General features: G+C 70.7%; 7 protein-coding genes. All 7 read left to right on the forward strand.

Annotation, left to right across the window (positions count from 1 at the left end; translation table 11 throughout):
- The first annotated feature begins 244 nt into the window (after positions 1–244).
- The 7 genes from FGD71_RS36000 (at position 245) to FGD71_RS36030 (ending at position 10,888) form a co-directional block, all read left to right on the forward strand.
- Positions 245–1,720: a 3' terminal RNA ribose 2'-O-methyltransferase Hen1 gene (locus FGD71_RS36000; RefSeq protein WP_119104754.1), complete on the forward strand. Its 1,476-nt coding sequence runs from the start codon at positions 245–247 to the stop codon at positions 1,718–1,720.
- Entirely contained in the window at positions 1,717–4,260 is a 2,544-nt protein-coding gene (locus tag FGD71_RS36005) for a polynucleotide kinase-phosphatase (protein WP_119104755.1), read from the forward strand. The genes FGD71_RS36000 and FGD71_RS36005 overlap by 4 nt, the downstream gene beginning before the upstream one ends.
- A gap of 201 nt (positions 4,261–4,461) precedes the next feature.
- Positions 4,462–5,529 (forward strand): LacI family DNA-binding transcriptional regulator, encoded by a 1,068-nt coding sequence (locus FGD71_RS36010; RefSeq protein WP_240436939.1) that lies wholly within the window; start codon positions 4,462–4,464, stop codon positions 5,527–5,529.
- A gap of 139 nt (positions 5,530–5,668) precedes the next feature.
- Positions 5,669–7,015, forward strand: coding sequence for an ABC transporter substrate-binding protein (locus FGD71_RS36015; RefSeq protein ID WP_119104756.1), 1,347 nt, complete (start codon positions 5,669–5,671; stop codon positions 7,013–7,015).
- A gap of 2 nt (positions 7,016–7,017) precedes the next feature.
- Positions 7,018–7,956 carry a carbohydrate ABC transporter permease gene (locus FGD71_RS36020; RefSeq protein ID WP_119104757.1) on the forward strand — a complete coding sequence of 313 codons (939 nt, stop codon included), beginning with the start codon at positions 7,018–7,020 and terminating at the stop codon, positions 7,954–7,956.
- On the forward strand, positions 7,953–8,780 hold the full coding sequence (locus FGD71_RS36025; protein WP_240436940.1) for a carbohydrate ABC transporter permease: 828 nt from the start codon (positions 7,953–7,955) through the stop codon (positions 8,778–8,780). The genes FGD71_RS36020 and FGD71_RS36025 overlap by 4 nt, the downstream gene beginning before the upstream one ends.
- 41 nt (positions 8,781–8,821) lie before the next feature.
- On the forward strand, positions 8,822–10,888 hold the full coding sequence (locus tag FGD71_RS36030; protein WP_119104758.1) for a beta-galactosidase: 2,067 nt from the start codon (positions 8,822–8,824) through the stop codon (positions 10,886–10,888).
- Positions 10,889–11,127 lie beyond the last annotated feature (239 nt).

The raw sequence follows: 11,127 nt of genomic DNA on the forward strand, positions 1-11,127 counted from the left end.
CACTAGGGCCTGTGTCGAAAGTGGCGTCGCCCGGCAGGCGCCACTTTCGACACAGGCCCTAGGGGGCGTCCGCCCCAGCGGATGCCCTTCTCGCTGTGGATGCGGGCGTGTTCCTTGCGCTGGGCGGCGAGTACGTCGGGGCGGCGGGCGTTGGTGTTGCGCCCTTGCCGACATGGCGGGGTCCTCTGTCTTTCCTGCGTAATCCAGTACCGGTGTGGGCCCACTCGCACACATACTCAGTCTCGTGTTCCTGACGATCTCCACCACCGGCAACGAGCAGCACCCGGCCACTGACCTGGGATTCTTGCTCCACAAGCACCCTGACAATCTATTCTCGACCAAGCTGTCCTACGGCAAGGCGCACGTCCTCTACCCGGAGGCGAGCGCGGAGCGCTGCACGGCGGCGCTGCTGCTGGAGGTCGACGCGGTGGCGCTGGTCCGGCGCGGGAAGGGCAAGGGGAGGGGCGGCGCGCCGGACGCCGCGCTCGCGCAGTACGTCAACGACCGCCCGTACGCAGCCTCGTCGCTGCTCGCCGTGGCGCTGAGCAGTGTGTTCTCCAGCGCGATGAAGGGCCGGTGCACCGCGAAGCCCGACCGGCCCGGGCAGCCGATGCCCCTGCGCATCGAGGTGCCCGCACTGCCCGCGCGCGGCGGGATCGACCTCGTACGGGGGCTCTTCGAGCCGCTCGGCTGGACGGTGACCGCTCAAGCCGTGGTGCTGGACGCCGAGTTCCCGGAGTGGGGCGACTCCCGTTACGTACACCTCGTACTGGAGTCGGACGAGCTGATCCTCGCGCAGGCGCTGCGTCATCTGTACGTTCTGCTGCCCGTCCTCGACGACGCCAAGCACTACTGGGTCGCGACCGACGAGGTCGACAAGCTGCTGCGCGCCGGTGAGGGCTGGCTGCCCGACCACCCGGAGCACAAGCTGATCACCAGCCGCTATCTGTCGCGCCGTTGGTCGCTGACCCGGCAGGCCATGGAGCGCCTGGAGCTCGTCCGGCTGGCCGAGGCGGACGACAGCGAGGTCGAGGAGATCGACAACGCGGTGGACGAACAGACGGACACCGACGAGAAGCCCGTACCGCTCGCCGAGCAGCGACGGGGCGCGATCGTCGAGGCGCTGCGGGCCGCCGGGGCAGGCCGGGTGCTCGATCTCGGGTGTGGGCAGGGGCAGTTGGTGCAGGCGCTGCTGAAGGACACGCGGTTCACCGAGATCGTGGGTGTCGATGTGTCGATGCGCGCGCTCACGATCGCCTCGCGCCGGCTCAAGCTGGAGCGCATGGGGGAGCGGCAGGCCGAGCGCGTCAAGCTTCTGCAGGGCTCGCTCGCGTACACCGACAACCGGCTCAAGGGGTACGACGCGGCCGTGCTCAGTGAGGTCATCGAGCACCTCGACCTGCCGCGGCTGCCCGCCCTGGAGTACGCCGTGTTCGGCTCCGCGCGTCCCAGGACCGTCCTCGTGACCACGCCGAACGTCGAGTACAACGTCCGCTGGGAGACCCTCCCCGCCGGGCATGTCCGGCACGGCGACCACCGCTTCGAGTGGACGCGCGAGGAGTTCCGTACCTGGGCGCGGGCGGTCGCCGAGCGACACGGGTACGGAGTCGAGTTCGCACCCGTAGGACCCGACGACCCCGAGGTGGGGCCGCCGACCCAGATGGCCGTGTTCACGATGACCGCTGCCGCCGGTACCGCGAAGGAGGAGAAGGCCGCATGACCACCACAGAGACCAAGGGGCGCACGCTGCCCGTCACCGACCTCTCCCTCGTCGTGCTGATCGGTGCGTCCGGGTCGGGCAAGTCCACCTTCGCGCGGCGGCACTTCAAGCCGACCGAGGTCATCTCCAGCGACTTCTGCCGCGGCCTCGTCGCCGACGACGAGAACGACCAGAGCGCCAGCCGGGACGCCTTCGACGTGCTGCACTACATCGCGGGCAAGCGGCTCGCGGCGGGCCGGCGCACCGTGGTCGACGCCACCAGCGTGCAGCAGGAGAGCCGCAAACAGCTGATCGACCTGGCCAAGAAGCACGACGTGCTGCCCATCGCCATCGTCCTCGACGTGCCGGAAGAGGTGTGCGCCGAGCGCAACGCCGCGCGTTCCGACCGGGCCGGCATGCCGCGCCGCGTCATCCAGCGCCACACCCGCGAACTGAGGCGCTCGCTGCGGCACTTGGAGCGCGAAGGCTTCCGCAAGGTGCACATCCTGCGGGGTGTGGAGGAGATCGAGAGCGCCGGGATCCGCACCGAGAAGCGGTTCAACGACCTGACCCACCTCACCGGCCCCTTCGACATCATCGGCGACATCCACGGCTGCGCGTCCGAACTGGAGTCGCTGCTCGGCAAGTTGGGCTACGTGGACGGGGCGCACCCCGAGGGCCGTACGGCCGTCTTCGTCGGCGACCTCGTCGACCGCGGCCCGGACACCCCGGGCGTGCTGCGCCGTGTGATGTCCATGGTCGGGTCGGGCGACGCGCTGTGCGTACCCGGCAACCACGAGAACAAGTACGGGCGTTACCTCAAGGGCCGCAAGGTCCAGCACACGCACGGTCTCGCCGAGACGATCGAGCAGATGGAGGACGAGAGCGAGGAGTTCAAGCAGCAGGTGCGGGAGTTCGTCGACGGACTCGTCAGTCACTACGTACTCGACGAGGGCCGCCTGGTGGTCTGCCACGCCGGGCTGCCGGAGAAGTACCACGGCCGCACCTCGGGCCGGGTGCGCTCGCACGCGCTGTACGGCGACACGACCGGTGAGACCGACGAGTTCGGGCTGCCCGTGCGCTACCCGTGGGCGGAGGACTACCGGGGCCGCGCGGCCGTGGTGTACGGCCACACCCCGGTCCCCACCGCGACCTGGCTGAACAACACCATATGCCTCGACACCGGTGCCGTCTTCGGCGGCAAGCTCACCGCGCTGCGCTGGCCCGAGCGCGAGCTCGTCGACGTACCGGCCGAGCGGGTCTGGTACGAGCCGGCCAAGCCGCTGACGACCGAGGCTCCCGGCGGACACGACGGGCGGCCGCTCGACCTCGCGGACGTGCACGGCCGCCGGGTCGTGGAGACCCGCCACGCGGGCCGGGTGTCGGTGCGCGAGGAGAACGCGGCCGCGGCTCTGGAGGTCATGAGCCGTTTCGCCGTGGACCCGCGGCTGATGCCGTACCTGCCGCCGACGATGGCCCCGACGGCGACCTCGCGCATCGACGGCTACCTGGAGCACCCCGCCGAGGCTTTCGCGCAGTACCAGGCGGACGGGGTCGCGCGGGTCGTGTGCGAGGAGAAGCACATGGGCTCGCGAGCGGTGGCCCTGGTGTGCCGGGACGCGGAGGCCGCTCGCGAGCGCTTCGGGGTGGACGGTGCGACCGGCTCCCTCTACACCCGCACGGGGCGGCCCTTCTTCGACGAATCCGCCGTCACCGAGGAGATCCTCGGTCGGATGCGCCGTGCGATGACCGAGGCCGGGCTGTGGGAGGAGCTCGACACCGACTGGGTGCTGCTCGACGCCGAGTTGATGCCGTGGTCGCTGAAGGCGTCCGGGCTGCTGCGGACCCAGTACGCGGCCGTCGGGGCCGCCTCCGCGGCCGTGTTCCCGGGCGCGCTCGCCGCGCTCGAAGGAGCGGCGGCGCGTGGCGTCGACGTACAGGATCTGCTCGGGAAGCAGCGTGAACGGGCCGCGGACGCCGCCGCGTTCACCGAGGCGTACCGGCGGTACTGCTGGACCACGTCCGGTCTGGAGGGTGTGCGGCTGGCGCCCTTCCAGATCCTCGCCGTCCAGGGGCGGAGCCTGGCCGGGCTGCCGCACAACGAACAGCTCGCGCTGATCGACCGCTTCGTGTCGGGCGACGTGTCGGGACTGCTGCAGACCACACGACGGCTCTTCGTCGAGACGGATGACCCGGACTCGGTGCAGGCCGGTGTCGACTGGTGGCTGGAGATGACCGGCCGCGGCGGCGAGGGCATGGTCGTCAAGCCGGTCGAGGCCGTCGTGCGCAGCGGGGAGGGCCGGCTCGTGCAGCCCGGCATCAAGTGCCGCGGACGCGAGTACCTCCGGATCATCTACGGCCCGGAGTACACCCGCCCCGAGAACCTCGACCGTCTCCGCGGCCGCTTCCTCGGCCACAAGCGGTCGCTGGCGATCCGGGAGTACGCGCTCGGGCTGGAGGCGCTGGACCGGCTGGCGGAGGGCGAGCCGCTGTGGCGGGTGCACGAGGCGGTGTTCGGGGTGCTGGCGCTGGAGTCGGAGCCGGTGGATCCGCGGCTGTAGGGGGAGTTCAGGCAGTACACGGGCTGGAGCAGCCGTCGGGAACATCGTCGTGCGCGATGTCTTGACGGCTGTTTCGTCCGTGTGAACACTGACCTGACTACGTAGTCATGGCGTCCTGCCCCTGCGGCGAGTCATTCCTGACTACGTAGTCAATTCCTGCGTCGATTCCCCGCCGAACCGCCCGACCGAACGGGAGACACCATGCCGGCCACCATGACGGAGGTCGCCCGCGCCGCCGGGGTCTCGCAGAAGACCGTCTCCCGCGTCGTGAACGGCGAACCCCATGTCAGCGCCGAGGTGCGGGACCGCGTGCTCAAGGTCATCCATGAGCTGGACTACCGTCCGAACAACGCGGCCCGTGCCCTGCTGATGGGACGCCACCGGCGAATCGGCGTGGTCTCGCTGGGCTCCGCGCTCTACGGCCCCTCGACGCTGCTCATCGCCCTGGAACGGGCCATGCAGCGGACCGGCTACTCCTTCGCCCTGGCCAGCACCCTCGACGGCCAGGACGGCCAGGACGGCGGTGTCGCGGCGGCCGTGGAGTCACTTCTGGACCAGGGCGTCGACGGCATCGTCCTGTCCGAACCCGTCGACGACGGCACCCCGCTCCGGTTCAAGGCGGACGTGCCGATGGTCAGCCTCGGCGAGGGCGTGGAGATGGCCGGCGGCCCCAGCGCCATGGTCTGCGCCGACGGCGTCGCCGCCGCCCGCATCGCCACCGAGCACCTGCTCGAACTCGGCCACCGCACCGTCTGGCATCTCCCCGGCCCTCAGGACTGGTGGGCCGCCCGCGACCGCGTACGCGGCTGGCGCGAGGCCCTGGCCGCGGCCGGTGCCCCGGAGCCCGCGCTGCCGGCGGAGGGGGACTGGACCCCGGCCTCCGGCTACCGCGTGGGCCGGCTCCTCGCCCGCGAACCCGAGCTCACCGCGGTGTTCGCCGCCAACGACGAGATGGCGCTCGGCGCCCTGCGCGCCTTCGCCGAGGCGGGGCGCCGCGTTCCGGACGACGTCAGTGTCGTCGGCTTCGACGACGTCCCCGCCGCCGCCTATCTGACCCCACCGCTGACCACCATCCGGCAGGACTTCTCCGCCGTCGCCACCCGCGCCGTGGACGTCCTTCTCGCCATGATCGAGGGCAGACCCCACCCGGCCGAACCCGACGGTCTCCCGGTCGAGTTGACCGTACGAAGCTCCACCGCGCCCCCACCCCGCCGCACCCTCACCGACCGCCCCGCGCACCTGCCGCAGGCGCGCCCGACCCCCACGTAACCAACTCCCTTGCCCCGCTGAATCGTCGGCGGACAGACCGGGCCCCGACTCCGCCCCCGGTCCGATCCGTCCTGCCCGCGTGCGCCGCCGGGACGGCCGCCGCACGCGCCTTTCGTAGCCGCACCACGTGAGGAGCCACGTGTTCACCCCGCCACCCCCACCCTCCCCGCCGCGCCGCGCCCTGCTCCGCGGCGCGCTCGGCCTCGGCTCCGCCGCCGCGCTCGCGGCCTGCGGCCGGGGCAGTACCACCGCCCGCACCTCCGGCGCCGTCACCCTCTCGCTGTGGACCCACGACCAGGGCTACCAGGACTTCTTCACCCGAGGCATCCCGGACGCCAACCGGCTCACCGACTTCACCTACAAACTGACCGCCACGCGCGCCGGCGCACCGGACCTCGTCACCAAACTGCTCGCCCAGGCCGTGGCCGAACGCGGAGTGCCGGACATGACCGGCTTCGAGATCAACGCCTTCCCTCGCATGCTGCGCGGCGACATCGCCGAGCGCCTGCTGTACGACCTCACCGACGACGTGGCGGCCGTTCCGGGGCTCAAGGAGGATCTGCTGCCCGCGCGGACCGCCCCGTACAGCAAGGACGGCAAGCTGTACGCCCTGGACTCCGACACCCCGCTGGTCGTCCACTACTACCGCAAGGACCTCTTCGCCCGGTACGGGCTGCCGCCCGCCACCGACACCTGGCAGGAGTTCGCGCGGGTCGGCGAGCGCGCGCACCGGCGCCATGGCGTCGCGCTCAACGTGGTCGTCACCGGCCCCGACGTCAGCCAGGTCGTGCAGTCCTTCCAGATGCTGCTCAACCAGCGCGGCGGGGCCCTCTTCGACCAGGACCAGCAGCTCGTCCTCGACTCGCCCGAGGCGGTGGAGGTGCTGGAGTTCATCTGCGGTGGACTGCGAGCCGGCTTCATCACCGACATCTCCGACTACTTCGGCGGCCCGATGCAGGCCGCCCTCCAGCAGAACAAGGTGATCGGCGTCCTCATGGCGACCTGGTACAAGGTCTACGGCCTGGCCGCCAACGTGCCCGACCAGCAAGGCAAATGGCGCATGGCGGCGCCGCCCCGCTTCTCCGGCGGCGGTCATGCCACCTCCACCACCGGCGGCACCGGGTTCGGCGTCACCCGGGACAAGGCCAACACCAAGGCCGCCGCCGACTTCCTGCTGAGCACCTGGCTCACCCACGAAGGACAGATCCGCCGCTTCCGCGAGACGGGCTATCTGCCCACCCGCGCCTCGGTCTACAAAGACCCCGCCCTGCTGCGGACCGAGGACAAGTTCTTCGGCGGACAGCGGCCCTTCGACGTCTACACCGAGCTGCTCGACGACGTGCCGCCGATCTACATGAGTCCCGACCAGTCGATCCTCAACGACGTCCTCAGCGGCTGCCTGCTCAGCGCCTACCGGGGCGACCTGTCCCCGCGCGCCGCCATCCGCAAGGCGGCCGACGACTTCCGCGACCAGGCGGGACGGTAGCCATGACCTCCACACTCACCACGGGCGACACCAGCGCCGCCGGAGCGACAGCCGGTCCGGCGGCCGCGAAGCAGCGCCGATCGACCCTGCACCCCTACCTCTTCATCGCCCCCTTCTACCTGCTCTACGTCCTCTTCATGCTGGTCCCCATCGGCGTGGCGCTCTGGCTGAGCCTGTGCGAATGGGTCGGCCTCGGCACACCGCACTGGGTGGGACTGCGCAACTACAGTCACCTGCTGACCGATTCGAGCTTCCACCGGGCGCTCGGCAACACCGGCATCTACGTCCTGGTCAGCGTGCTGGTCATCGTCCCGGCCGCGCTGTTCATCGCCCAGGCGATCAACTCCCGCGGGCTGCGCGCCCGTGACCTGTGGCGGACCGCCTACTTCGTGCCCATGGTGGTCTCCCCGATCATCGTCGCCCTGATCTTCGGGCTGATCTTCGACCGGCAGTTCGGACTGTTCAACTCCCTGCTGCGGGCGCTGTTCGGCACCGGATCGGTGGACTGGCTGGGCGACCCGACGATGTCCAAGGTCGCCATCAGCCTGGTCATGGTCTGGCGCTGGACCGGCTATCTCACCATTTTCTTCCTCGCCGGACTGCAGAACGTGCCCCGCGAGCTGTACGAGGCCGCCGCGCTCGACGGCGCGAGCCGCTTCCGTACGTTCCGCGCCGTCACGCTCCCCGCGCTGAAGCCGGTGACCGCGTTCGTCGTCGTGACGTCGTTCATCTGCGCCGCCCAGGTCTTCGAGGAGCCCTATCTGCTCACGAACGGCGGACCGGCCGAAGCCACCCTGTCCGTCGCCATGTTCATCTTCCGGGCCGCCTTCGAGCGCCAGCAGTTCGGCTACGCGGCGGCCGCCGGCGTCGTGCTGTTCGTCGTCGTCTTCACGCTCAGCCAGCTCTTCAACAGGCTGCTCGGCATAGGGAGGATCAAGTGAACGTGAACGTGCTGCGGCGCCCCCTCCTCTACACGACGCTCACCGCCTTGCTGCTCGCCTTCACCGCCCCGCTGCTGTGGGCGCTGAGCGGATCCTTCAAAACGCGCGGCGACATCTTCGAGTACCCGCCGAAGCTCCTCCCCTCCCCGGCCACGCTGGACAACTACCGCTCACTGCTCACCGATCAGCCCTTCGGGCGGTGGTTCCTCGTCAGCACGGTGGTCGCCCTGCTCGCCACCGTCGTCTCGGTCTTCGTGTGCGCGCTGGCGGGCTACGGCTTCGCCAAGTTCCGGTTCGCCGGGAAGCAGCTGCTGTTCGGGGTGATGTTCAGCTCGCTGTCGATTCCGTTCGCGGTGATCCTCGTCCCGCTGTTCGTGATCCTGGTGAAGACCGGCCTCGGCAGCCCGTGGTTCGCGCTGATCGTGCCGTGGGTGGCGCCCGCGTTCGGGATCTTCATGATGCAGCAGTACATCGTGCAGAGCGTCCCGGACGAGATCCTGGAGGCCGCGCGCATCGACGGGGCGAGCGAGTTCGGGATCTTCCGGCGGGTGGTGCTGCCGCTGCTGCGGCCCTCGCTCGGCGCACTGGGTGTCTGGCAGTTCCTGCAGAGCTACAACAGCTTCCTGTGGCCGCTGGTGCTGGTCTCCGACAGCTCCCAGTACACCCTCCCGCTCGGTCTGCAGACCCTCTTCAGGGCGGAGAACCGGCAGTACGACCTGGTGCTCGCCGGAGCGGTCCTCGCGGTGCTGCCGGCCGTCCTGGTCTTCGTCGTGCTGCGCAAGCAGCTCCTTGAAGGCCTGTCCACGGGTGCCGTCAAGGGCTGACGCCCGCCCCGTCACCTGCTTCCGTCACGTAAAGGAGAAGCATGTTCGAGTTGCCCGACCGGGTCCTGTTCGGTGCCGCCTACTACCACGAGTACCAGCCGTACGAGCGGCTCAAGGACGACCTCGACCAGATGGTTCAGGCCCGGTTCACGGTCATCCGGGTCGGTGAGTCCGTCTGGTCGACCTGGGAGCCCGAGAACGGCCGCTTCGACCTCGACTGGCTCCAGCCCGTCCTGGACGGCGCGCACGAACGCGGCATCTCCGTCATCCTCGGGACACCGACGTACGCGGTGCCTCCGTGGCTCGCCCGCCTGTATCCGGAGATCGCGGGCGAGCGGGAGACGGGCCGGCGCATCGGCTGGGGCGCCCGCCAGGAGGTCGACTACACCCACCCCGCGTTCCGCTTCCACGCCGAGCGGGTCATCCGGAAGATCGTCGGCAGGTACGCCTCCCATCCGGCGGTCATCGGCTTCCAGGTCGACAACGAGCCGGGCAACGAGCTCTTCCACAACCACGGTGTGTTCCAGCGCTTCACCGACGAACTGCGCGAGACGTACGGGGACGTGGAGACCCTGAACCGCGAGTGGGGCCTGGTCTACTGGTCGCACCGGCTGTCGACATGGGCCGACCTGTGGACTCCCGACAACAACGCGCAGCCGCAGTACGACCTGGCCTGGCGCCGCTTCCAGGCCCGGCTCACCACCGAGTTCATCGGCTGGCAGGCGGACATCGTGCGCGAGTACGCCGGCCCCGGCCAGTTCGTCACCACCTGCATCTCCTACGAGCGCCCCGGGGTCGAGGACGATCAGCTGACGAGCCGGCTCGATGTCACCGCCGGCAATCCCTACTACGCGATGCAGGACGGGCTCGCCCACCCCGACACCGGGCAGGCGCCGCAGGGGTGGACGACCAGCGGGACGTGGGCGCTGTACCAGAGCGCCGACCGCATGTACTCCTCACGCCAGGAGCCCTTCCTGGTGACGGAGACCAACGCGCAGGCGATCGGCTTCCCCTGGCAGAACCGCCCCGCCTACGACGGCCAGTGGCGGCAGGCCGCGTGGGCACTGATCTCGCGCGGCGCCTCGATGATCGAGTACTGGCACTGGCACACCCTGCACTTCGGTGCCGAGACCTACTGGGGCGGCGTCCTGCCGCACAACGGCCGTCCCGGCCGGGTCTACCGCGAACTCGCCGCGCTGGGAGCGGAGTTGGAGACAGCGGGCGAGCTGGTGGCCTCGCTCACTCCGGACACCGATGCCGCCTTCCTCTACTCCGGCCCCAGCAAGTGGGCCCTGCAGGCCCAGCCTTCCCTGGCCTTGCCCGACGGAGGAGCGGACACCCGCTCGTACCAGACCGTCTTCGACGCCTTCTACCGCGGTGCCTTCGACGCGGGCGTGCAGGCCCGCATCCTGCACCCCGGGCAGCTGGCGGACGCCGAACTGCCGCCGCTGCTCGTCGTCCCCGCCTTCTACGCGGCCGACGACGCGACGCTGGACAGGCTCGTCGCGTACGCCGAGCAGGGCGGCCATCTGGTGCTCGGCCCCCGTACGGCCTACGCCGACCACGAGGCCCGCGCCCGCACCGACATCCAGCCCGCGCGGCTCGCGGAGGCGGCCGGGGTCATGTACGACGAGTTCAGCAACCTGGGCACTCCGCTGGCCGTGCAGGGCACGGACGCCTTCCCGCTGCCGGCCGAGGCCCGTGCGCTCCACTGGGCGGACGGCCTCCAGCCTCAGGGCGCCGAGCCGCTGGCCACCTACGACCATCCGCACTTCGGCCGCTGGCCCGTCCTCACCACCCACCGCCACGGCGCCGGCCGCATCACCCACGTCGGCACCGTCCCGGACCCCGCCCTCGGCGAAGCCCTCTTCCGCTGGGCCGCCCCGGCGAGCGCGTGGCGTCCGCCGGAGGCCGGCGTCACGTCGACATCCGCCACCTCGCGCGACGGACGCCGGGTCCGCTTCCTGCACAACTGGTCCTGGACCCCGCGGTCGTTCCCCGTACCAGCACCGGTACGGGACGTACTGACGGACACCCCCCACACCGCCGGCGACGAGATCTCGCTGGGCCCCTGGGACGTCAAGGTGCTCGAGCAGACGGAGAAGTGACCACGGCGCGGTAACGAGAACGGACGAGGCCGTACTGCGCCCCACCGACCGCGGAAACGCGGCCGGGCCCCGGCCCCCGGGCTCACCGAGCCGCACGACGCGTCGCGGGTGTCCGGCCCTGGCCCCGCGTGCGGCACCTTGTCCGCCGTGCGGGGACGCCCGGCCCGCGACCGCCACCCGGCGGTCGGCACCGGGCCGGGCCGTCGGCTCGGCCGCGGTGATCGTGCCCCGGAGGCGGG

The organism is Streptomyces sporangiiformans (genome assembly GCF_005768555.2).
GTDB classification, from domain to species: Bacteria; Actinomycetota; Actinomycetes; order Streptomycetales; family Streptomycetaceae; genus Streptomyces; species Streptomyces sporangiiformans.

What these genes read in the sequence shown, in the direction of transcription:
- FGD71_RS36020 (WP_119104757.1), top strand. Translation starts at nt 7,018, where the DNA reads ATGACCTCCACACTCACCACGGGCGACACCAGCGCCGCCGGAGCGACA.
- FGD71_RS36010 (WP_240436939.1), top strand. Translation starts at nt 4,462, where the DNA reads ATGCCGGCCACCATGACGGAGGTCGCCCGCGCCGCCGGGGTCTCGCAG.
- FGD71_RS36005 (WP_119104755.1), top strand. Translation starts at nt 1,717, where the DNA reads ATGACCACCACAGAGACCAAGGGGCGCACGCTGCCCGTCACCGACCTC.
- FGD71_RS36030 (WP_119104758.1), top strand. Translation starts at nt 8,822, where the DNA reads ATGTTCGAGTTGCCCGACCGGGTCCTGTTCGGTGCCGCCTACTACCAC.